Raw genomic sequence first — 20835 nt, 5'->3', positions numbered from 1 at the left:
CTAGCGCTCCGGTGGCACGAGTTCACTCACCGGGATGCCCAGCGCATGCGCGATGTCGGCGAGGTCGACGACCGTGAAATCGGCCCGCATCGCCAGCTTGCTCCGAAGAGCCTTCGCGCTGATCCCCGCCTGCTCTGCGAGCCACTGCGGCGTCCTGCCGGACGCGGTCAGTTCATCGCTCACCCTGGATGCGATCATTCGTCTCACATCTGTCGTCACCCGTAGACACTATCGCCGCACATGACGCCGGGCAAGCGGGCACCGCACCGGTATGACGGCATACTGGCTTCGTCGCAGTGCTATCGTGACTCACGTGAAGACACCGGGCGAGCAGTTCAACGCAGCAGTCGGCCGACAGCTCCGGGGCGAGATCGCCGCTGCCGGCAGCAGCATCGCCGCGATGTCGCGGGAGATCGGCATCGCCCGGAGCGCGCTCGACAACTACGTCACCGGCAAGCGCGCGATCCCGGTTCCGATCGTCTACGCGGTCTGCGCGGCCGTCGACCTCGAGCCCCATCTGATCCTCCGTCGCGCCGAGGAGCGGCTGCGTGCCGAGGCCGCACGCAGGGGTGCCACGATCACCCCTCTGCGCCCGCGCACCGATGTCCGCGGTCGACGAGAAGATGACTCCGAAGTCGCGTTCGACTCCCCCGTGACTCACGACGACGACACCGACGACCTGTACGACTGACCCGCGACCCGCGACGAGGAGGACCCATGGAGAACCTCCTCCGCCTGCTCGAGGACAACGGACTGCACTTCGTCGAGGGCCCGGGCCGCTCCTACGGCGGCTACGAGCCGACGACCGCGACGATCCGCGTGGCACCGGGGCTCACCGCGCGAGCGACGTGCAGCGTGCTCGCCCATGAGCTAGCACACGCCGTGCTCGGGCATACGCCGACGGCGGACGCCGGGCTGCGCGCGCGTCAGGAGCGTCGCGCCGACGAATGGGCGGCTCGGCTGCTCATCACCGCTCCCGCGTATGCCGAGGCCGAGCGGCTGCGCGGCACGCACCTGGCGAGCATGGCCTTCGAGCTGGGAGTGACCGTCGAGATCGTGGCCGCGTATCGGCGCCTCCTCCTGCGAATCGGTGACACCACCTACGTCGGCGCGAGGATGGGCAACGGGCAGTGGGACGAACGGGCTCTGAGCGCGTGACCGCGCATCACCCGCGGCGCTGATTGAATGGCCCCATGACTTTTCGCACCTCCCCCGCCACGGTCACCCTCACCGGACGCCTCGTCGAGCTGCGTCCACTCGAGCCGTCGCACCATGACGGCCTGCTCGAGGCGCTGCTCGAGGGCGATCTGTGGAAGAACGCCTGGTACACCTCGGTGCCCTCGCCCGAGGGCCTCGCCGCCGAGATCGAGCGCCGCATCGGCCTGATCGAGAGCGGCGGGATGATCCCGTTCACGGCGTTCGACGCCGACGGACGAGTGCTGGGGCTCACCTCGTACTACGACCTCGACGATGACGCGCCCCGGCTGCACATCGGCTACACATGGAACCGGCCGTCCGCGCACGGAACCGGCACGAATGCGGAATCCAAGCTGCTGCTGCTGCGGCACGCGTTCGAGGAGCTCGGCGTGTTCCGTGTCGGGCTGACGACCCAGTGGGTGAACTTCCAGTCACGCGCCGCGATCGAGCGTCTGGGCGCGAAGCAGGACGGCGTGATGCGGGCGATGAGCCGCTACCGCAACGGCGCGCTGCGCGACAGCGTGGAATTCTCGATCATCGAGCCGGAGTGGCCGGCGGTGAAGGCGAATCTCGAGGCGAGACTCGCGAAGCGCGGCTGACTGCGCCGCGACCCACTACTCGGTGGCGTTGCCCGACCAGTTGTCCTTGCGGCGGGTGGCGGACCCTCCCGCGCGCATCATGAACGCCAGCGACAGGCTGGTGATGAGCAGGCCGCCGATGAACACGATCGCCTGGAAGTCCTCGAGCGACTGAGCGAGCCCCATGAGCCAGATGCCTCCGAGGAAGAGGATCATGAAGAAGATGAAGCTGAGGATCACGGGATCTCCTGTCGTAGCGGCCGTGTTCCACGATACCGTCTAGCGCACACGCCCCGGGCACGGAACCCCCTGTGCCCGGCGCGACGATGGTGGTTTCGTGCGGGGTATGAGCACTCCACTGACAGCACTGGCCATCTCCTGCACTCTCAAGCCCTCTCCCGCCGAGTCGAGCAGCGACCTGCTCGGCGAGCAGATTCTCGCGGCCCTCGGCGAGCACGGCGTCTCGGGCGAGCTCGTCCGCGCCGTCGACCACACGATCAGCCCCGGAGTGGAGGCGGACATGGGTGCGGGCGACGGCTGGCCGCAGCTGCGCGAGAAGGTCCACGCCGCCGACATCCTCGTCTTCCTCACCCCCACCTGGATGGGACAGCACTCCAGCGTCGCCCAGCGCGTGCTCGAGCGCCTGGATGCGGAGCTGAGCGAGACCGACGACGCGGGACGCCCGATCCTCTTCGACAAGGTCGCGATCGCCGGCATCGTCGGCAACGAGGACGGCGCGCACCACATCGCCGCCATCCTGTTCCAGTCCCTGAACGACATCGGATACTCCGTGCCGGCGCAGGGGTCGGTGTACTGGAACGGCGAGGCCATGCACACCGTCGACTACAAGGACCTCGAGGAGACCCCCGAGAAGGTCGCCCAGACGACGGCGACCGCAGCCCGCAACGCCGCGCATCTCGCGCGACTGCTGGCGGGCGACGGCTACCCCGCCGAGTAGCTCACGTCGAGGAGTAGCTCACACCGCCGAGCTCATTCCTCGACGAGGCTGCCCTCGTTCTTGCCGAACTCGACGAAGTCGTCGATGACGAGCTCGCCGGTCGCGTTGAGAGAGCGCATCATGTCTTCGATGCGCTGCTTCTCGACGTGCTGGGGCTCGGCGCTGGTGTAGAGGAACTGCAGCGGGATCGCGGGGTGGACCCACACGGTCACGCGTCCTGGGTCACCGCCCTCGCGCGGGCGCCAGCTCATCATGAAGCTCTCTTGACGACGCAGCTTCGTCCCCACGATGACCTTCAGATGCGCGAGCGTCCCATCGTCGATGAGGATCGGCTCTGAGATGCCGTCGTACCGCAGTCTTCCCATGTGAAAACCGTACCTCCACGCGCGCCTCGGCGCGGACATGTCATCGCTCAGACACCCCGCCGGAAGGTAACGACCACGTCACGACGCGTGCGCTGCACGGTCATGCCCGCGAGCTCGAGCCTGCGGAAGACGCGTCGCGGCACCGCGGGGAGCTCAGAGGTGCGCCCGGCGGGGGCTTTCGCGAGGCCGGCGATCAGCGAGAGATCCACGGCCGCTCCCTCTGCTCCGACCGCCCCGATCCCCTCGGTTCCGGCCCCCTTCGTTCCGGTCCCCCGCACTTCGACCCTCGCGTAGTCGCTGCGCGTCCGCCAGACGAGCGTCTCGAGCTCATCGAACGGGATGCGGTGCGTCGCGGTGCCCACTCGGATCCGCAGCTCGTCGTCACCGAACGCGACGGAGCACGGGAGCGTGCGGCGCCGGATGACCGCCAGCTGGACGAGGTACACCGGAAGCGCCAGGCCCGCCCCGACCACGAGGATCGCGATCCTCGGGCCGAGGAGCACGCCGGCCCCGTCGAGGGCGATCAGCAGAGCGGCCCCCGCGAGCCCCACGACCACGACGATGAGGACGATGGCGATCGTCAGCGCCCGCATCCGCAGCGGCACGGCCGGGAACTCGACGCGAGATCCGTCGGCGTCGTCCTCCCGCTGCCAGGCGGGCGGAGTGGGGGCCGGCCGCTTCGCCGTGTCGCGACGCCGGAACAGGTCGGTCACGCGCGAGAGCAGTCCGAGCCAGATCCATCCCGTCGCGGGGCCCGCGGCGATCTGCAGCACGAGGGCGATCGCGCGCGCGGGCTCCGGCAGATCGGCGAGGAGCTCGGCCCCGTCGAACTCGATCACGACGAGCATCGTCGCGGTCAGCACCGCGGCGACGACGACGTGCAGGATGACACCGATGCGCTCTGGGCGCATCTCCATCGTGGCGTTCACGAACGAGAACGCGATGCCGAAGCCCCCCAGCAGCATCAGCAGGAAGGGGAAGAAGTCGAGGTCGCCGCCGGCGAGGGTCCAGGTGATCGCGACGACGAGCAGGACGACGCCGATCACGAAGGGGTCGCGCACGAACCGGCGGGTGACAGTGGCTCTGATCCGCCGGTCGGCTGCGGTCTCGGGGGCCGTATCGGTCATCGCAGTCATCCTAGAACGAGGGCGGTCGTCACGACGGGCGCGCAACCCTCCGCACGGCAGTACCGTGGATCCATGACCGCTCCCGTTGATCCGACACACACTCCCGCCTGGTCCGAGCTCGCCGCGCTGCGCGAGTCGGTCAGCCCCGACCTGCGCGGCTGGTTCGCCGCCGATGCGGCCCGGGCCGAGGGCCTCTCGTTCCCGCTCGCCGATCTCCACGTCGACCTGTCGAAGAACCTCGTGGATGACGACGTCCTCGCAGCCCTGCTCCGCCTGGCCGAGCAGACGGGCGTCGCCGAACGGTTCGCCGCGATGCTCGCGGGTGCGCACCTCAACACCTCCGAGGACCGCGCGGTGCTGCACACCGCGCTCCGGCGACCGGCCGGAGCCTCCCCGGAGCTCACCGTCGACGGCCAGGATGTGGATGCCGACGTGCAGTCCGTGCTCGAGGCGCTGAGCGCGTTCGCCACACGAGTGCGCGACGGCGAGTGGCTCGGGATCACCGGCAAGCGGGTCACCCACGTCGTGAACATCGGCATCGGCGGTTCGGACCTCGGACCCGTCATGGTCTACGAGGCGTTGAAGCCCTATGCGGATGCCGGGATCGAGGCCAGGTTCGTGTCGAACATCGACCCCACGGACCTCGCCCAGAAGACCGCCGATCTCGACCCCGAGACGACGCTCTTCATCGTCGCGTCGAAGACGTTCACCACCCTGGAGACGCTGACCAACGCCCGGCTCGCGCGCGACTGGCTGTGGGCGGGGCTCACGGCATCCGCGACCATCGCCGATGACGACGAGGCCCGCGCCGACGCCGTCGCGCATCACTTCGTCGCCGTGTCGACCGCCCTCGACAAGGTGGCCGAGTTCGGCATCGACCCCACCAACGCCTTCGGGTTCTGGGACTGGGTCGGCGGCCGCTACTCCGTCGATTCGGCGATCGGCCTGTCGCTCGCCGTCGCTCTGGGGCCCGATGTCTTCCGCGACCTGCTCGCCGGCTTCCATGCGGTCGACGAGCATGTGCGCACCACGCCGCTCGAGCGCAACGTCCCGATCCTGATGGGCCTGCTGAACGTCTGGTACGTGAACTTCCACGGAGCGCAGTCGCACGCGGTGCTGCCCTATGCGCAGCAGCTGAACCGCTTCCCCGCGTACCTGCAGCAGCTCACGATGGAGTCCAACGGAAAGTCCGTGCGCTGGGACGGCACCCGGGTGACGACCGACACGGGCGAGGTCTTCTGGGGCGAGCCAGGCACCAACGGACAGCACGCGTTCTACCAGCTGATCCACCAGGGCACCCGGCTCATCCCCGCCGACTTCATCGCGTTCGTGAACCCGGCGTATCCGTCGAGCGATGGCGACCAGGATGTGCACGAGCTGTTCCTCGCGAACTTCCTCGCCCAGACCAAGGCGCTCGCGTTCGGCAAGACGGCGGAGGAAGTCGAGGCGGAGGGCACCACCGGTGCGCTGGTCGCCGCACGCACCTTCGCCGGCAACCGCCCGACGACGTCGATCTTCGCGCCGGCGCTGACACCCCAGGTGCTCGGCCAGCTGATCGCCCTCTACGAGCACATCACGTTCACGCAGGGCACGATCTGGGGCATCAACTCGTTCGACCAGTGGGGTGTCGAACTCGGCAAGCAGCTCGCCATGCAGATCGCGCCCGCGATCGGCGGCGACGCCGCGGCGATCGACGCCCAGGACGCGTCGACCAGGGCGCTGCTGGAGTACTACCGCGCGAACCGGGCGTAGGGGGCGCAGCAACGACGAAGGGGCGGATGCCGCGGCATCCGCCCCTTCGTCGTACTCTCGGGCGTCTCGGTTCGACGGGACTCAGAAGTCCCAGTCGTCGTCTTCCGTGGCCTCGGCCTTGCCGATGACGTAGGACGAGCCCGAACCGCTGAAGAAGTCATGGTTCTCGTCGGCGTTCGGCGAGAGCGCCGACAGGATCGCCGGGTTCACGTTCGTCACGGTCGAGGGGAACATCGCCTCGTAGCCGAGGTTCATCAGCGCCTTGTTGGCGTTGTAGTGCAGGAACTTCTTGACGTCTTCGGTCAGACCGACGCCGTCGTAGAGGTCTTGCGTGTACTGCACCTCGTTGTCGTAGAGCTCGAACAGCAGGTTGAAGGTGTAGTCCTTCAGCTCCTGACGGCGCTCCTCGGTCTCGTTCTCGAGACCCTTCTGGAACTTGTACCCGATGTAGTACCCGTGCACGGCCTCATCGCGGATGATGAGACGGATCAGGTCGGCCGTGTTCGTCAGCTTCGCCTTCGACGACCAGTAGATCGGCAGGTAGAAGCCCGAGTAGAACAGGAACGACTCGAGCAGCGTCGAGGCGATCTTGCGCTTGAGCGGATCGTCGCCCTGGTAGTAGTCCATGATGATCTGAGCCTTCTTCTGAAGGTTCGGATTCTCGGTCGACCAGCGGAACGCCTCATCGATCTCCTTGGTCGACGCGAGCGTCGAGAAGATCGAGGAGTAGCTCTTCGCGTGCACCGACTCCATGAAGGCGATGTTGGTGTACACGGCCTCCTCGTGCGGGGTGATCGCATCGGGGATCAGCGAGACGGCACCGACGGTTCCCTGGATCGTGTCGAGCAGCGTGAGGCCGGTGAACACGCGCATCGTGAGCAGCTGCTCGTCGGGGGTCAGCGTGTTCCACGACTGGATGTCGTTCGACAGCGGCACCTTCTCGGGCAGCCAGAAGTTGTTCACCAGACGGTTCCAGACCTCGAGGTCCTTGTCGTCGATGATGCGGTTCCAGTTGATCGCCTGCACGCTGTCGACCAGCTTGATCGGGGGGTGGGGGGTCATGTCCTCGTCGTTTCTCGTGTTCAGGGGGCGATCAGAGCATGCACGAGACGCACTCGGTCATGTCGGTGCCCTCGAGCGCCATCTGACGCAGACGGATGTAGTAGATCGTCTTGATGCCCTTGCGCCATGCGTAGATCTGCGCCTTGTTGATGTCACGCGTCGTGGCGGTGTCCTTGAAGAACAGCGTCAGCGACAGGCCCTGGTCGACGTGCTGCGTGGCCGCGGCGTACGTGTCGATGACCTTCTCGTAGCCGATCTCGTACGCGTCCTGGTAGTACTCCAGGTTGTCGTTCGTCATGAACGCGGCCGGGTAGTAGACGCGACCGAGCTTGCCTTCCTTGCGGATCTCGATCTTCGACGCGATCGGGTGGATCGACGACGTGGAGTTGTTGATGTACGAGATCGAGCCGGTCGGCGGCACCGCCTGCAGGTTCTGGTTGTAGATGCCGTGCTCCTGGATCGACGACTTCAGCGCCACCCAGTCGGCCTGCGTCGGGATGTGCTTGCCGGCGAAGAGCTCCTTGACCTTGTCGGTCTCGGGAACCCAGGCGCGATCGATGTACTTGTCGAAGAACTCCCCCGACGCGTAGGTCGAGTCCTCGAAGCCGTCGAAGGCCTGCTTGCGCTCGATGGCGAGGTTGTTCGAGGCGCGCAGCGCGTGGAACAGCACCGTGTAGAAGTAGATGTTCGTGAAGTCGATGCCCTCTTCGGAGCCGTAGTAGACGTGCTCGCGAGCGAGGTAGCCGTGCAGGTTCATCTGCCCCAGACCGATCGCGTGCGAGCGGTCGTTGCCGTCTTCGATCGAGCGGACCGAGCGGATGTGGCTCTGGTCGCTGACCGCGCTCAGTGCACGGATCGCGGTCTCGACGGTCTGGCCGAGGTCGTCGGCATCCATCGACAGCGCGATGTTCATCGAGCCCAGGTTGCAGGAGATGTCCTTGCCGATCTGGTCGTACGACAGGTCTTCGTTGTACGTCGTCGGCGTGTTCACCTGCAGGATCTCGCTGCAGAGGTTGGACATGTTGATGCGGCCCTTGATCGGGTTCGCCTTGTTCACCGTGTCCTCGAACATGATGTACGGGTAGCCCGACTCGAACTGGATCTCGGCGATCGTCTGGAAGAACTCGCGCGCGTTGATCTTCGTCTTCTTGATACGAGGGTTGTCGACCATCTCGCGGTACTTCTCGGTCACCGAGATGTCGCCGAAGGGAACGCCGTAGACCTTCTCGACGTCGTACGGCGAGAAGAGGTACATGTCCTCGCCGTTCTTGGCGAGCTCGAACGTGATGTCCGGGACGACGACGCCGAGCGACAGCGTCTTGATGCGGATCTTCTCGTCGGCGTTCTCGCGCTTCGTGTCGAGGAAGCGCATGATGTCGGGGTGGTGCGCGTTGAGGTACACCGCACCGGCGCCCTGACGGGCACCGAGCTGGTTGGCGTAGCTGAAGCTGTCTTCGAGCAGCTTCATCACGGGGATGATGCCCGAGGACTGGTTCTCGATCTGCTTGATCGGCGCGCCGGCCTCGCGGATGTTCGAGAGCAGCAGTGCCACGCCGCCGCCGCGCTTCGAGAGCTGGAGTGCGGAGTTGATGCCGCGGGCGATCGACTCCATGTTGTCTTCGATGCGCAGCAGGAAGCAGCTGACGAGCTCGCCGCGCTGTGCCTTGCCCGAGTTGAGGAACGTCGGGGTCGCGGGCTGGAAGCGGCCCGAGATGATCTCCTCGACGAGGTCGACCGCGAGCTTCTCGTCGCCGCCGGCGAGACCGAGGGCCGTCATCACGACGCGATCCTCGAAGCGCTCGAGGTAGCGCTTGCCGTCGAACGTCTTGAGCGTGTAGCTCGTGTAGTACTTGAAAGCGCCGAGGAAGGTCTCGAAGCGGAACTTCTTGCCGTAGGCGAGATCGTTGAGCTTCTGGATGAACTCCATCGAGTACTGCTCGATGACGGCCGGCTCGTAGTACTCCTTCTCGACCAGGTAGTCGAGACGCTCCTTGAGGGAGTGGAAGAACACGGTGTTCTGATTGACGTGCTGCAGGAAGTACTCGCGCGCAGCACGCTTGTCGGCGTCGAACTGGATCTTGCCGTTCGCGTCGTACAGGTTCAGCATCGCGTTGAGCGCGTGATAGTCGAGCCCCTCGTAGCTGGGGTTCATCTTGAAGGCGACCGTCTCGGTCACTGCCTGCTCGTCAACTGTGCTGTCCACTGATGTTCCAATCCGTCGCTCACGCGATCCACGTCATCTTGTGTGCCGAAGATCTCCAGCCGATACAAGTGAGGCACGTGGCACTTGCGGCTGATGATGTCACCGGCGAGACAGAACGACTCGCCGAAGTTGGTGTTGCCCGCAGAGATCACTCCGCGGATGTGGCGCCGGTTGCGCTCGTCGTTGAGGAACCGGATCACCTGTTTGGGCACGGCACCTCGCTCGACGCCGCGTCCCTCACCCCCGCCGTAGGTGGGAGTGATCAGCACGAAGGGCTCGTCGACGACGAGATCTTCCTGCTGCCGGAGAAGGGGGATGCGGCGGGCCGGGAGCCCGAGCTTCTCGACGAAGCGGGCGGTGTTGCCCGACGCGCTCGAGAAGTAGACCAGGAGCGGCGCAGCGGTCGCGACGGCGCTCATGGCGGATCAGGCCAGACGCGAGGCGAGCTCGTCGATCTTGTCGGGGCGGAAGCCCGACCAGTGACCCTCGTCGGTGACGACGACGGGTGCCTGCATGTAGCCGAGCGACTTGACCTGCTCGAGAGCTGCCGGATCCTCCGACAGGTCGAGGATCTCGTACTCGATGCCCTTGGCGTCGAGCGCCCGGTAGGTGGCGTTGCACTGAACGCAGGACGGCTTCGTGTAGACCGTGATCGACATCTTTTCGCTTCCCCTCAAATCTCTGGCCCGGTTGTTCATCGGGTGTTTTTCCGGCAGACCCTCACCGGGATCTCAATACTACATATAGGTACGGACATTCAGAGTGACCACTAGGGGTAGTAGTTACATCCGTGTAGTTTTCCACCGCTCTCCACTGATACAACACAGGTTCTCCACCGTTTCTTCCACAGGCCCGGCCCCTCCGACGACGTCGCAGAAGCGCATGAAATCGCGGCTGGGAAGCACCTGTGAGAGATCTATCCACAGGGGGCAGGTTACGAGGGGCCTCGGACATCCGAGTTTCTGTGGAATCGTCGTCTCGGCGTGTCGCGGCGTGTCGGCGAGGAGCCGCTTCGCCGACCGTCCGTAGCGCCCGGTAACGTTGACCCGTGGCGGGATATCGGGACCTTCTTCGCACGCCCGGAGTGGCGCGCATGATCGCTGCACAGCTGACCGCGCGGTTCCCGAACGGCATGACATCGCTCGCGATCCTCCTGCACGTCGAGCAGCAGACGGGCTCCTACGGATCCGCCGGCCTCGTGCTCGCCGCCACCAGCGTGGGACAGGCCGTCGCCGGGCCCATCACCAGCAGGTGGATGGGCGTGTGGGGGATGCGCCGCGTGCTCACCCTCACCCTCACCGTCTGTGCGATCGCGGTGCTGGGCCTCGCGCTCCTCCCTCTGAACGTCCCCGGCTACATGGTGCTCGGCATGATCGCCGGTCTCTCGACGCCACCGGTGCAGTCTGCGGTGCGCACCATCTACCCGAAGCTCGTGAACGCCAAGCAGCTCACCCCGCTGTTCTCCCTCGACGCCTCGCTGCAGGAGATCATCTGGGTCCTCGCCCCGGTCGTGATCACCCTGGTCTCGACGCAGGTCGGCACCTCGGAGGGACTGCTCCTCGTCGTGGTCGTGCTCGTGGGCGGCGGAGCCTGGTTCATCCTCTCCCCCGAAGTCGGCCGCGTGCGCATCCCGCGCAGCCGCAACGCCTTCGGCAAGGTCGTGCTGAAGCCGCCGGTGCTCCTCGCGACGGTGATCGGCTTCCTCCTGATCGGCGCCTGCTCGGCGGTCGAGGTCGGGGTCGTCGCGACCTTCGAGCACGGCAGCCTCGCCGCGGGGCTCGTGCTCGCCGTCTTCTCGGTCGGCAGCCTTGCCGGCGGACTCTCGTTCGGGCACATCCCGATCGGGCCGTGGGCGATGGCACGCCGCCTCGCGATCGTCACGGTCGGCCTCGCACTGACGATGGTCTCGCTCGACGTGTTCTGGCTGGGCGGCACCCTGGTGCTCGCCGGCATCGGCATCGCCCCGGCGCTCGCCGTGCTGTTCGCGATCACCACTGCGAGCGTGAAGTTCAGCGAGACCGCCGAGGCGTTCGGCTGGGCGGGCACCGGGCAGCTCATCGGCGCCGCGGCGGGCTCGGCCGTGGCCGGGTTCCTCGTCGACGCGACGGACCCCCGTGGCGCGTATCTCGCGGCCACGCTGTTCGCCGCGGCAGGGCTGGCCGTCTCCATCGTGTTCGTCAGGTCCTTCCCCGATCTGCGCGGTCGGGACGCGAGCCCGCACCCCGACACCGAGCCGGTCACGGTCACGCCGTCCTGACCCGCCGCCGCGCGGTATCCCGGTCGTAGGCTGAGGGCATGGCCGCACCGCTCACCCTCCCCCGCATCAGCTGGGGCGATCCCGCATCGGATCGCCGCATCCTCCTCGTGCACGGACTGGGCTCGTCCGGCGCTCTCATGTGGCGGGTGGGCGCCGCGCTCGCCGAGAGCGGATGGCATGCGACGGCGATCGACCTGCGCGGCCACGGCGATGCACCGCGAGCTCTCGACTACTCCGTCGCGGCGTACGCGGCGGACCTCGTCGAGACGCTCCCCGACGACGGCGGCTCCTGGGATGCGGTGGTCGGCCACTCCCTCGGCGGAGCCGCGAGCACGGTCGCCGCGGCATCCGCTCCCGACTGGACCCGCAGACTCGTGCTGTGGGATCCGGCGATCCTCATCGACGGACGGGATGCGGCCGTCGTGCGCCGGAGCCAGGAACGCGCCTTCGCCGACAACAGGGTCGAGCTGGTGCGGCAGGAGCATCCGCAGTGGCATCCGCAGGACGCCGAGCTCAAGGTCGACGCGGTGCGCCGCGCGAGCGCGTGGGCCGTCGAGCAGACGAGCGTGCAGAACACGCCCTGGGATGTCACGGCCGACGCCGCGCGACTCACGGTGCCCACGCACGTGATCGGCGCGGACCCCGCCGTCTACAGCATCTTCACCGGAGACGTCGCGGTCGCCGTGCTCGACGCCAATCCGCTCATCACCATGTCGGTGGTCGCCGGTGCAGGGCACTCCCTGCACCGCGACAGACCGGAGGAGACGCTCCGCCAGCTCGAGGAGGCTCTCTCGTGAACCCGTTCGACCCGACCCTGCACCTGCCGGACGACCTGCTCGAGCGGATCCGCGAGCGGGCGCCGATCCATGACCGCGACAACACCTTCCCCGAGCAGGATCTCGCGGAGCTGCGCGCCGCGGGATACCTGTCGATCCTCGTTCCCGCCGAGCGCGGCGGCGCGGGGCTGTGCCTGGCTCAGGCGGCGATACTGCAGCAGCGCCTCGCCACGGCGGCGCCGGCGACGGCGCTCGCGATCAACATGCACCTCGTCTGGACCGGGGTCGCCAAGGTGTTCTCCGACCGGGGCGTCCCCGGCCTGGAGTTCGTGCAGGACGGCGCCGTCGCCGGCGAGGTGTTCGCCTTCGGCATCAGCGAAGCGGGCAACGACCTCGTGCTGTTCGGCAGCGACACCGAGGCGGTGCCGACGAGCGACGGCGGCTACGCCTTCACCGGCACGAAGATCTTCACGTCGCTCGCGCCGGTCTGGACGAAGCTCGGACTGCACGGCCTCGACACGACGAGCGCCGATGCCCCGAAGCTCGTGTTCGCGTTCGTCGAGCGCACCGACGCGATCACCACGAGCGACGACTGGGACACCCTCGGCATGCGCGCGACGCAGAGCCGGACGACCCGCCTGAACGGTGCCGTCGCGGATGCCGCGCACGTCGTCCGCCGCATCGATGCCGGACCCACACCCGACCCCATCGTGTTCGGCATCTTCTCGGTGTTCGAGATCCTGCTCGCCTCGGTGTACACCGGCATCGCGCGTCGCGCGCTCGATCTCGCCGTGCGCACCGCCTCGTCACGCCGATCCAAGAAGACGGGTGCGGCATACAGTCAGGACCCCGACATCCGCTGGCGCATCGCCGACATGGGACTCGCCTACGACGCGCTCCCCCCTCAGATCGCCGCGCTCGCCCGCGACGTCGACGAGCGCGTCGACAACGGCGCCCGCTGGTTCGTCCTGCTGTCCGGGGTCAAGCATCGCGCGATCACCATGGCGAAGCACGTCGTCGACCAGGCCATGCTCGTCGCGGGCGGCGGGTCGTACTTCTCCGCGAACGAGCTCTCGCGCCTCTACCGCGACGTCCTGGCGGGAGCCTTCCACCCCTCCGACCCCGAATCCGCGCACGCGACCGCCGCGAGCGCCTGGCTGGGTCCGCTGGAGAGCTGAGCTTCCGGTTTCACGACCGAGAAGCCATTTGCTCTGCGGAATCAGTTGAAGAGCGCGGCCTCGAGTGCGAAGATCGCATCATGCCGCACTCGAAGAAACACCCTCCGCTGGATGGCGTCGCGAAGACGATCATCGAGCTGCTCCAGGAGGACGGGCGGCGCTCGTACTCCGACATCGGCCGCGAGGTCGGCCTGAGCGAGGCGGCGGTGCGCCAGCGCGTGCAGCGCCTGACCGAGTCCGGGGTGATGCAGATCGTGGCCGTCACCGACCCGATGCAGCTGGGCTTCCCGCGTCAGGCCATGATCGGCATCCGCGTCTCCGGCGACACCCGCGTCGTCGCGGAGCAGATCGCCGAGATCACCGCCATCGACTACGTCGTCATCACGGTCGGCTCCTTCGACATCCTCGCCGAGGTCGTGTGCGAGGACGACGAGGACCTCCTCGCGATGATCAACGATCACATCCGCCCGATCGACGGTGTGCTGTCGACCGAGACCTTCATCTACGCCAAGCTGCAGAAGCAGCTCTACAACTGGGGGACCAGATGAGCACGCACCGCACGACTCCGTCCGAGGCCGAACTCCAGGCCATGGCCAAGGATCATCTCTGGATGCACTTCACCCGTCAGTCGACGATGGAGAAGAGCGGAGTGCCGATCATCGTCAAGGGCGACGGGCACCGCATCTGGGACTCGAAGGGCAAGGAGTACTTCGACGGGCTCGCGGGCCTGTTCGTGGTGAACGCGGGCCACGGGCGACGCCGTCTGGCGGAGGCCGCGGCGGCGCAGGCATCCGAGCTCTCCTTCTTCCCGCTCTGGTCGTACGCGCACCCCGCGGCCATCGAACTCGCCGACCGACTGGCCGACGAGGCGCCGGGCGACCTCAACCGTGTGTTCTTCTCCACCGGCGGCGGCGAGGCGGTCGAGACGGCGTTCAAGCTCGCGAAGCACTACTGGAAGCTGATGGGCAAGCCCACCAAGCACAAGGTGATCTCGCGATCGGTCGCGTACCACGGCACCCCGCAGGGCGCCCTCGCGATCACCGGCATCCCGGCGATGAAGTCGATGTTCGAACCCGTGACCCCCGGCGGTTTCCGCGTGCCGAACACGAACTTCTACCGGGCGGCCGAGATGGGCGGCCCGAGCGACGATCTCGAGGCCTTCGGTCGCTGGGCCGCCGACCGCATCGAGGAGATGATCCTGTTCGAGGGCGCCGACACCGTCGCCGCCGTCTTCCTCGAGCCGGTGCAGAACTCGGGCGGATGCTTCCCGCCCCCTCCCGGCTACTTCGCCAGGGTGCGCGAGATCTGCGACCGGCACGACGTGCTCCTGGTCTCCGACGAGGTCATCTGCGCGTTCGGACGCCTCGGCCACACCTTCGCGTGCACGGGCCTGGGCTATGTGCCCGACATGATCACGTGCGCCAAGGGCATGACGAGCGGGTACTCCCCCATCGGTGCCACGGTGATCAGCGACCGGATCTACGAGCCGTTCTCCAAGGGCGATGTGTCGTTCCCGCACGGCTACACCTTCGGAGGTCACCCCGTCTCTGCCGCCGTGGCTCTGGAGAACCTCGCGATCTTCGACGAGGAGGGCCTGAACGCGCACGTGCGTGAGAACTCCCCGCTCTTCCGCGCCGAGCTCGAGACCCTGCTCGACCTGCCCATCGTCGGCGACGTGCGCGGCGACGGGTACTTCTTCGGCATCGAGCTGGTGAAGGACAAGGGCACCAGGGAGACGTTCGACGACGACGAGTCCGAGCGGCTGCTGCGGGGCTTCCTCTCCCCTGCCCTGTTCGAGGCCGGGCTCTATTGCCGTGCCGACGACCGCGGAGATCCCGTGATCCAGCTGGCTCCACCGCTGACGATCGGCCCGGCCGAATTCCGTGAGATCGCGCAGATCCTTCGCGGCGTGCTCTCGGAGGCCCAGTCGGTTCTCTAGACCTGGTGGCGTCGGCCCTGCAGTCCGGGGGCCGACACGCCACATAGCGGCCGAACCTGCCGGATCGGATCGACATCTGGCGTGTCGGCCCCCGGAACGGACGGGGCCGGTGGTGTCGGCCCCCGGAACGGACGGGGCCGGTGGCGTCAGGCCGGGGGCGTCAGGCCGGCCGTGAGGTGCGGCGGCGCGCCAGAAGAGCCAGGTGGAGTGCCGCGATCGTCTCGCCATCATCGAGGTCGGCGCCCAGCAGATCACCGATCAGAGTGAGCCGCTGGTAGAAGACCGATCGCGACAGGTGACTCGCCGCAGCTGCCGCGGAACGGTTGCCGGGGTGGGCGACGAGGGCGGCCAGCACGTCGAGCAGATCGCCGCGGCGCTCGCGATCGTACGCCACGACAGGCGCCAGCATCCGCTCGCTGTGCTCGTGCAGTCGGTGGTCGTCACGCAGCGTGGCGACGAGCCGCTCGAGCGGGCGATCGTCGACGCGGCGCACACGGGCACCCGCATCGGCCCGATCGCTGTCGGCCAGGTCGCGCGCCGCACGCAGGGAGCCGAGCAGACCGATCACGTCGTCGGCGACCGGTCCCACGAAGACGGCACGGTCGGGACCGGCGATGCGCAGCAGAACCTCGTCGGACAGCCCGGCGGATGCGGGTACCGACAGCAGCGCCATGTCGTCTCGGTCGACGCGGGCCGCCATCACGGCGAATCCGGCCTGTCGCGCACGGTAGGCGAGCTCGCTGATCGAGCCGTTGCCGCGTGCCACGATCCCGTGGCAGCGGCGGCCTCGGAGCGCGAACCCTCCGGCGCGCAGCCGGGCGTCGATGTCGTCGGCCTTCGCGAAGCGCGCGCCGAGCAGATCGTCGATGACCCCACGCTGAGCGAGCAGCGACCATTCGGCGTCGCCGCCGTCGGCGATGCATCCGAAGGCGAGAGCCGTCGCGCCCTGCTCGAGCACCGTGACCCGACCCGCGGGATGCGCAGGGCCCGGCAGCACGAGGAGAGTGCCCCAGCGTGCCCCCCGCGCCTGCACGGGCACCGTCTCGGCAGTGCCACGATTCTCCAGCACCTCGGCGATCGGCATCCCGAGCCCCTCAGTCGCGATCACCTCGCGCGCGAGGTTCTCGAGCACGACCGGGGCTCCGAGTGCTCGAGCGGTCTCGGAGACCACGACGTCGGCGGGGGCCCCCTGCAGGCTCAGCGCGGTGAAGAGTTCATGCAGTCGCTGCCTTTCGCGCAGCGCCTGCGTCTGCGCAGCGATCAGCGCATGGTGCACGGCCTCGGTCACGGCGACGAACTTGACCTCGTGCGTGAGGGCGATGAGGGCCAGCCCCACCGTGGCGCAGACATCGACGACCGGCTGAGGCACCGCCTGCCGGGCGGTCTTCAGCTCGAACACGATGCCGGCGATGCCCGCCCGATGCAGGCTCGACGCGAAGTCCCGCAGCTCGGCGTCGTCGACCGGCCACCCCGCCCCTGTGGTCAGCAGCAGCTCACCGCCGTCGAGCAGCCTGGCGACCCCGACACTGTCGGAGACATGCACCCAGCGCACGGCGGCCTCGAGTGCGGCACCGCCGACGATCACGTCGGGTTCGCCCTGCTGCACCGCAGCCTCTGCGAGCACATCAGCCACCGTCAGGAAGACGGCACCCGTCGGACGAACTGTCCGATCGCGGACGATCTCGCTACGTTCTGACACCGCGGATGCTCCTCGCTCTCTGTGATCATTGGAGAAAGCCAGCGTATCGCCCCTCGGTCAGAGTGTTCGATACGGACCTCACACCCCAAAGGAGTCCCGTGGACATCGTCCGTCACGTCATCAACGGAGTGGAGACCGCCGAGGCGGCTCGCACCGGCCAGGTCTTCGACCCCGCCACCGGTCAGGTGTCGAAGCAGGTCGCCTTCGCGTCGACCGCCGAGGTCGACTCCGCGATCGCCGCCGCCGCAGCCGCGGCACCCGCGTGGCGCGAGACGAGCCTGATCAAGCGTGCCGATGTGTTCTTCCGTCTGCGCCAGCTGCTCAAGGAGCGCACCCCCGAGCTCGCGGCGATCGTCACCTCAGAGCACGGCAAGGTGCTCTCGGATGCCGCGGGCGAGGTCTCACGCGGCATCGAGAACGTCGAGTTCGCCGCCGGTCTCGTGCATCTGCTGAAGGGCGAGCGCAGCGAGCAGGTCTCCCGCGGGGTCGACGTGCACTCGGTCAAGCAGCCGGTCGGCGTCGTCGCCGCGATCACGCCGTTCAACTTCCCCGTGATGGTGCCCCTGTGGATGGTCGCCTCGGCCATCGCGTGCGGCAACACGGTCGTGCTCAAGCCGAGCGAGAAGGACCCTTCGGCGTCGGTCTGGATCGCGAAGCTCTTCCGGGAGGCCGGTCTTCCCGACGGCGTGCTCAACGTCGTGCACGGCGACAAGGAGGCCGTCGACGCACTGCTCGAGTCGCCGCGCGTGAACGCGATCAGCTTCGTGGGCTCGACCCCCATCGCCCGCTCGATCTACCAGCGGGCGGCGAATGCCGGCAAGCGCGTCCAGGCACTCGGCGGCGCGAAAAACCACATGGTCGTGATGCCGGACGCCGACATCGACGCCGCGGCGGACGCCGCCGTCTCGGCTGCGTACGGCTCGGCCGGCGAGCGCTGCATGGCGGTCTCGGTGCTCGTCGCGGTGGGTGACGTCGCCGACGACCTGGTCGCCGCGATCGCCTCGCGCATCGACGGCCTCTCGATCGGTGCGGGCACGGATGCCGCGAGCGAGATGGGTCCGCTCATCACCCGCGAGCATCGCGACCGTGTCGCCGCGTATGTGACGGGGGCTGCGGCCGAGGGCGCGACGGTGGTCGTCGACGGCACGACGAAACAGTTCGATTCCGAGGGATTCTTCCTCGGGGTCAGTCTCATCGATCAGGTCGCCCCGGGCATGGCGGTGTACGACGACGAGATCTTCGGCCCGGTGCTCTCGGTGGTGCGCGTCGAGACGTACGTCGACGCGGTCGAGCTCGTGAACTCCAACGCGTACGGCAACGGCACCGCGATCTTCACGCGCGACGGCGGCACCGCCCGCCAGTACGAGTTCGACATCGAGGTCGGCATGGTCGGCGTCAACGTGCCGATCCCCGTGCCGATCGGCGCCTACTCGTTCGGCGGATGGAAGGACTCGCTGTTCGGCGACTCGCACATCTACGGCCCCGAGTCGGTGCACTTCTACACTCGGTCGAAGGTGGTCACCACCCGCTGGCCCGACCACACGCCCTCGCAGATCGACCTGGGCTTCCCGAGCAACCACTGACCGGAGCGACCACGATGACGAACTACACCGATCGCCACGGCGGATCGCACTCCCTGCCGGCGCCCGAGGCCGAGGCGCAGGTGAGAGCGGATGACCGCGGCCACGTCTTCCACTCCTGGAGCGCGCAGGGCCTGATCGATCCGCTGCCCGTCGCGGCGGGCGAGGGCTCGACGTTCTGGGACTACGCCGGCAACGCCTACCTCGACTTCTCGAGCCAGCTGGTGAACCTGAACCTCGGGCACCAGCATCCCGATCTGGTCGCAGCGATTCAGCAGCAGGCCGGACGTCTCTCGACGATCCAGCCCGCGATGGCCAACGACGTGCGGGGCGAGCTCGCCCGGCTCATCGTCGAGGTCGCGCCCGAGGGGTTCGAGAAGGTCTTCTTCACGAACGGCGGCGCCGAGGCCAACGAGTACGCGGTGCGCATGGCGCGTCAGTCGACCGGTCGCCACAAGGTGCTCTCGATGTACCGCAGCTATCACGGGTCCACCGCGACCGCGATCTCTCTGACGGGCGACCCCCGCCGCTGGGCGAACGGCACGCCCGACTCGGGAGCCGTGCGCTTCTTCGGCCCCTACCTCTACCGCTCCCCGTTCCACGCCGAGACTCCCGAGCAGGAGTCCGAACGCGCACTCGCCCACCTCGAGCAGACGATCCAGCTCGAAGGACCGCAGACCATCGCCGCGATCATCATCGAGACCGTCGTCGGCACGAACGGCGTGCTCGTGCCGCCGCCCGGATACCTGCCCGGAGTGCGCGAGCTGTGCGACCGGTACGGCATCGTCTACATCGCCGACGAGGTCATGGTCGGCTTCGGGCGCCTGGGGGAATGGTTCGGGATCGACGCGTACGACGGGCGCCCCGACCTGATCACCTTCGCCAAGGGCGTGAACTCGGGCTACGTGCCGCTCGGCGGCGTCGTGATCTCGGAGCGCATCGCCAAGGCGTTCGACACCACGCCCTTCGCCGGCGGACTGACCTATTCGGGCCACCCGCTCGCGTGCGCCGCGGGTGTCGCGACGTTCGAGGTGTTCCGCCGCGACGGCATCCTCGAGCGGGTGCGCGACCTCGGCGCGCGCATCGTCGAGCCGACCCTGCGCCACTGGGTCGACAGCCACCCGAGCGTCGGCGAGGTGCGCGGCCGCGGACTGTTCTGGGCAGTGGAGCTGGTGCGCGACAAGGAGACCCGCGAGCCGCTCGTGCCGTTCAACGCGAGCGGAGCGGATGCCGCTCCCATGGGCGCCTTCGCCGCGGCGGCGAAGAAGGCCGGCGTCTGGCCGTTCACGCACTTCAACCGCATGCATGTGGCGCCTCCCCTCGTGATCGAGGAGGACGACCTGGTGCGCGGTCTGGCGGTTCTCGACGAGGCGCTGTCGGTCGCCGACGAGCACGCCCGCAGCTGATCCGAGTGCGGCTGCGCGGCGTCAGACCAGGAAGCCGCGCAGCAGCGACTCGGAGCCGGCGAGGTGATCGCGCATCGCCGCCTCTGCGGCGTCGGGCCGTCCGGCGAGGATGGCCGAGACGATCTGCTCGTGCTGCTCTCCCGAGTGCTGGATGTTGCGGGGCATCAGCGGGAAGGTGTCGAGCCAGGCGTTGACGTCGGCCCGGTTCTCGGCGACCAGCGCGACGAGGGAGGGGATGCCGGCGGCCTCGGCGATCGCGAGGTGCAGCAGGGTGTCGAGGCGCCGGTACTCCTCGGGACCGGCCGGCAGGGCCGCCTCATGGCGCGCCCACAGGTCGGCGCGGGTCGCGGCGTCCAGCGACCGTCCGGCAGCCGCACGGGCTGCGCCGGTCTCGAGGACACGTCGAAGGCCGAGCACGTCGTCGACCTCGGTGGCGGTCACGGCCCCGGCATCCGAGGGATGGGGCAGCGGGTCGGCGACGAACGTGCCGCCGTACCGACCCCTCTTGGGCACCAGGTACCCGGTGTCGGCGAGTTCGCGGATCGCTTCACGGACGGTGTCGCGGCTGACGCCGAAGGATGCCGCGAGCTCGCGCTCCGGCGGCAGCGACTCCCCCGGCGCGACCACGCCGAGGCGGATCGTCTGGACGAGGCGAGCGACCGCGTCCTCGAGCGCATTGCCCCGTCGCAGCGGCCGGTAGACGGCCCGGCGCACCTCGACGAGATCGCCGTCGGGAAGGTGCTCGCTCATGTCCTTCA

22 protein-coding genes are annotated in these 20835 nt (G+C 68.1%); 12 read left to right on the top strand and 10 right to left on the bottom strand.

Annotated features, from left to right (window positions below; translation table 11 throughout):
• The gene (locus ASD43_RS15865) at positions 1-183 is read right to left on the bottom strand and encodes a hypothetical protein (RefSeq protein WP_157551068.1); all 183 of its coding nucleotides are present in this window, start codon (positions 181-183) and stop codon (positions 1-3) included.
• A gap of 130 nt (positions 184-313) precedes the next feature.
• Here ASD43_RS15865 and ASD43_RS15860 point away from each other — a divergent pair, with 130 nt between their 5' ends.
• From ASD43_RS15860 to ASD43_RS15850, 3 genes are read left to right on the top strand one after another with little or no spacing between them, the layout of a single operon-like run.
• Positions 314-691 carry an XRE family transcriptional regulator gene (locus tag ASD43_RS15860; protein WP_235564200.1) on the top strand — a complete coding sequence of 126 codons (378 nt, stop codon included), beginning with the start codon at positions 314-316 and terminating at the stop codon, positions 689-691.
• Between the two features lie 26 nt (positions 692-717).
• Entirely contained in the window at positions 718-1158 is a 441-nt protein-coding gene (locus ASD43_RS15855) for an ImmA/IrrE family metallo-endopeptidase (RefSeq protein WP_082539499.1), read from the top strand.
• A gap of 35 nt (positions 1159-1193) precedes the next feature.
• Positions 1194-1796 carry a GNAT family N-acetyltransferase gene (locus tag ASD43_RS15850; protein WP_056420689.1) on the top strand — a complete coding sequence of 201 codons (603 nt, stop codon included), beginning with the start codon at positions 1194-1196 and terminating at the stop codon, positions 1794-1796.
• Positions 1797-1811: 15 nt separating this feature from the next.
• Here the strand turns inward: ASD43_RS15850 and ASD43_RS15845 are convergent, their stop codons facing one another.
• On the bottom strand, positions 1812-2015 hold the full coding sequence (locus ASD43_RS15845) for a hypothetical protein (RefSeq protein WP_045253213.1): 204 nt from the start codon (positions 2013-2015) through the stop codon (positions 1812-1814).
• 106 nt (positions 2016-2121) lie between these two features.
• Between ASD43_RS15845 and ASD43_RS15840 the strand changes: the two genes are divergently transcribed.
• On the top strand, positions 2122-2733 hold the full coding sequence (locus ASD43_RS15840) for a flavodoxin family protein (RefSeq protein ID WP_056420684.1): 612 nt from the start codon (positions 2122-2124) through the stop codon (positions 2731-2733).
• A 32-nt stretch (positions 2734-2765) separates the two neighbouring features.
• Here the strand turns inward: ASD43_RS15840 and ASD43_RS15835 are convergent, their stop codons facing one another.
• Positions 2766-3098, bottom strand: a complete 333-nt coding sequence (locus ASD43_RS15835) for a DUF7882 family protein (protein ID WP_056420681.1) — start codon at positions 3096-3098, stop codon at positions 2766-2768.
• 47 nt (positions 3099-3145) lie between these two features.
• The gene (locus ASD43_RS15830; protein ID WP_056420678.1) at positions 3146-4225 is read right to left on the bottom strand and encodes a hypothetical protein; all 1080 of its coding nucleotides are present in this window, start codon (positions 4223-4225) and stop codon (positions 3146-3148) included.
• A gap of 72 nt (positions 4226-4297) precedes the next feature.
• Here ASD43_RS15830 and pgi point away from each other — a divergent pair, with 72 nt between their 5' ends.
• Positions 4298-5977 carry a glucose-6-phosphate isomerase gene (gene pgi / locus ASD43_RS15825; protein WP_056420674.1) on the top strand — a complete coding sequence of 560 codons (1680 nt, stop codon included), beginning with the start codon at positions 4298-4300 and terminating at the stop codon, positions 5975-5977.
• An 81-nt stretch (positions 5978-6058) separates the two neighbouring features.
• Here the strand turns inward: pgi and nrdF are convergent, their stop codons facing one another.
• Genes nrdF through nrdH form a run of 4 tightly spaced genes read right to left on the bottom strand, consistent with a single transcriptional unit; the run spans position 6059 to position 9901 of the window.
• The gene (nrdF, locus tag ASD43_RS15820; RefSeq protein ID WP_045253201.1) at positions 6059-7039 is read right to left on the bottom strand and encodes a class 1b ribonucleoside-diphosphate reductase subunit beta; all 981 of its coding nucleotides are present in this window, start codon (positions 7037-7039) and stop codon (positions 6059-6061) included.
• A gap of 31 nt (positions 7040-7070) precedes the next feature.
• Entirely contained in the window at positions 7071-9191 is a 2121-nt protein-coding gene (gene nrdE / locus ASD43_RS15815) for a class 1b ribonucleoside-diphosphate reductase subunit alpha (protein ID WP_056421152.1), read from the bottom strand.
• A 20-nt stretch (positions 9192-9211) separates the two neighbouring features.
• Positions 9212-9661, bottom strand: coding sequence for a class Ib ribonucleoside-diphosphate reductase assembly flavoprotein NrdI (gene nrdI, locus ASD43_RS15810; RefSeq protein ID WP_056420671.1), 450 nt, complete (start codon positions 9659-9661; stop codon positions 9212-9214).
• Between the two features lie 6 nt (positions 9662-9667).
• On the bottom strand, positions 9668-9901 hold the full coding sequence (gene nrdH / locus ASD43_RS15805) for a glutaredoxin-like protein NrdH (protein WP_045253199.1): 234 nt from the start codon (positions 9899-9901) through the stop codon (positions 9668-9670).
• A 434-nt stretch (positions 9902-10335) separates the two neighbouring features.
• Between nrdH and ASD43_RS15800 the strand changes: the two genes are divergently transcribed.
• From ASD43_RS15800 to ASD43_RS15780, 5 genes are all read left to right on the top strand, one after another.
• The gene (locus ASD43_RS15800) at positions 10336-11499 is read left to right on the top strand and encodes an MFS transporter (RefSeq protein WP_056420669.1); all 1164 of its coding nucleotides are present in this window, start codon (positions 10336-10338) and stop codon (positions 11497-11499) included.
• Positions 11500-11537: 38 nt separating this feature from the next.
• On the top strand, positions 11538-12296 hold the full coding sequence (locus ASD43_RS15795; RefSeq protein WP_056420664.1) for an alpha/beta fold hydrolase: 759 nt from the start codon (positions 11538-11540) through the stop codon (positions 12294-12296).
• Positions 12293-13453 carry an acyl-CoA dehydrogenase family protein gene (locus tag ASD43_RS15790; RefSeq protein ID WP_056420661.1) on the top strand — a complete coding sequence of 387 codons (1161 nt, stop codon included), beginning with the start codon at positions 12293-12295 and terminating at the stop codon, positions 13451-13453. The genes ASD43_RS15795 and ASD43_RS15790 overlap by 4 nt, the downstream gene beginning before the upstream one ends.
• A gap of 80 nt (positions 13454-13533) precedes the next feature.
• Complete coding sequence (locus ASD43_RS15785) at positions 13534-14001, top strand: Lrp/AsnC family transcriptional regulator (protein ID WP_056420658.1); 468 nt, start codon at positions 13534-13536, stop codon at positions 13999-14001.
• Positions 13998-15392 carry an aspartate aminotransferase family protein gene (locus ASD43_RS15780; protein ID WP_056420656.1) on the top strand — a complete coding sequence of 465 codons (1395 nt, stop codon included), beginning with the start codon at positions 13998-14000 and terminating at the stop codon, positions 15390-15392. Before ASD43_RS15785 ends, ASD43_RS15780 begins: the two co-directional genes overlap by 4 nt.
• Before the next feature lie 160 nt (positions 15393-15552).
• Here ASD43_RS15780 and ASD43_RS15775 read toward each other — a convergent pair whose 3' ends face one another.
• Complete coding sequence (locus tag ASD43_RS15775) at positions 15553-17091, bottom strand: PucR family transcriptional regulator (protein WP_056420653.1); 1539 nt, start codon at positions 17089-17091, stop codon at positions 15553-15555.
• Between the two features lie 98 nt (positions 17092-17189).
• Between ASD43_RS15775 and ASD43_RS15770 the strand changes: the two genes are divergently transcribed.
• Both ASD43_RS15770 and ASD43_RS15765 read left to right on the top strand, forming a co-directional pair.
• Positions 17190-18674: a CoA-acylating methylmalonate-semialdehyde dehydrogenase gene (locus ASD43_RS15770; RefSeq protein WP_056420652.1), complete on the top strand. Its 1485-nt coding sequence runs from the start codon at positions 17190-17192 to the stop codon at positions 18672-18674.
• Between the two features lie 14 nt (positions 18675-18688).
• On the top strand, positions 18689-20077 hold the full coding sequence (locus ASD43_RS15765; RefSeq protein WP_056420649.1) for an aspartate aminotransferase family protein: 1389 nt from the start codon (positions 18689-18691) through the stop codon (positions 20075-20077).
• 21 nt (positions 20078-20098) lie between these two features.
• Here ASD43_RS15765 and ASD43_RS15760 read toward each other — a convergent pair whose 3' ends face one another.
• Positions 20099-20827: a FadR/GntR family transcriptional regulator gene (locus ASD43_RS15760; protein ID WP_056420643.1), complete on the bottom strand. Its 729-nt coding sequence runs from the start codon at positions 20825-20827 to the stop codon at positions 20099-20101.
• Between the last annotated feature and the right edge of the window lie 8 nt (positions 20828-20835).

This window comes from Microbacterium sp. Root553, assembly GCF_001426995.1.
In the GTDB taxonomy this organism is placed as follows: Bacteria; Actinomycetota; Actinomycetes; order Actinomycetales; family Microbacteriaceae; genus Microbacterium.
Note: the sequence above shows the minus strand (reverse complement) of the source record. Positions and strands in the feature narration are given on the sequence as shown.

Coding starts and splice junctions, on each gene's coding strand:
- ASD43_RS15855 (WP_082539499.1), top strand. CDS start 718: ATGGAGAACCTCCTCCGCCTGCTCGAGGACAACGGACTGCACTTCGTC.
- ASD43_RS15850 (WP_056420689.1), top strand. CDS start 1,194: ATGACTTTTCGCACCTCCCCCGCCACGGTCACCCTCACCGGACGCCTC.
- ASD43_RS15840 (WP_056420684.1), top strand. CDS start 2,122: ATGAGCACTCCACTGACAGCACTGGCCATCTCCTGCACTCTCAAGCCC.
- ASD43_RS15835 (WP_056420681.1), bottom strand. CDS start 3,098: ATGGGAAGACTGCGGTACGACGGCATCTCAGAGCCGATCCTCATCGAC.
- ASD43_RS15830 (WP_056420678.1), bottom strand. CDS start 4,225: ATGACCGATACGGCCCCCGAGACCGCAGCCGACCGGCGGATCAGAGCC.
- pgi (WP_056420674.1), top strand. CDS start 4,298: ATGACCGCTCCCGTTGATCCGACACACACTCCCGCCTGGTCCGAGCTC.
- nrdF (WP_045253201.1), bottom strand. CDS start 7,039: ATGACCCCCCACCCCCCGATCAAGCTGGTCGACAGCGTGCAGGCGATC.
- nrdE (WP_056421152.1), bottom strand. CDS start 9,191: ATGAACCCCAGCTACGAGGGGCTCGACTATCACGCGCTCAACGCGATG.
- nrdI (WP_056420671.1), bottom strand. CDS start 9,661: ATGAGCGCCGTCGCGACCGCTGCGCCGCTCCTGGTCTACTTCTCGAGC.
- nrdH (WP_045253199.1), bottom strand. CDS start 9,901: ATGTCGATCACGGTCTACACGAAGCCGTCCTGCGTTCAGTGCAACGCC.
- ASD43_RS15800 (WP_056420669.1), top strand. CDS start 10,336: ATGATCGCTGCACAGCTGACCGCGCGGTTCCCGAACGGCATGACATCG.
- ASD43_RS15795 (WP_056420664.1), top strand. CDS start 11,538: ATGGCCGCACCGCTCACCCTCCCCCGCATCAGCTGGGGCGATCCCGCA.
- ASD43_RS15785 (WP_056420658.1), top strand. CDS start 13,534: ATGCCGCACTCGAAGAAACACCCTCCGCTGGATGGCGTCGCGAAGACG.
- ASD43_RS15780 (WP_056420656.1), top strand. CDS start 13,998: ATGAGCACGCACCGCACGACTCCGTCCGAGGCCGAACTCCAGGCCATG.
- ASD43_RS15765 (WP_056420649.1), top strand. CDS start 18,689: ATGACGAACTACACCGATCGCCACGGCGGATCGCACTCCCTGCCGGCG.
- ASD43_RS15760 (WP_056420643.1), bottom strand. CDS start 20,827: ATGAGCGAGCACCTTCCCGACGGCGATCTCGTCGAGGTGCGCCGGGCC.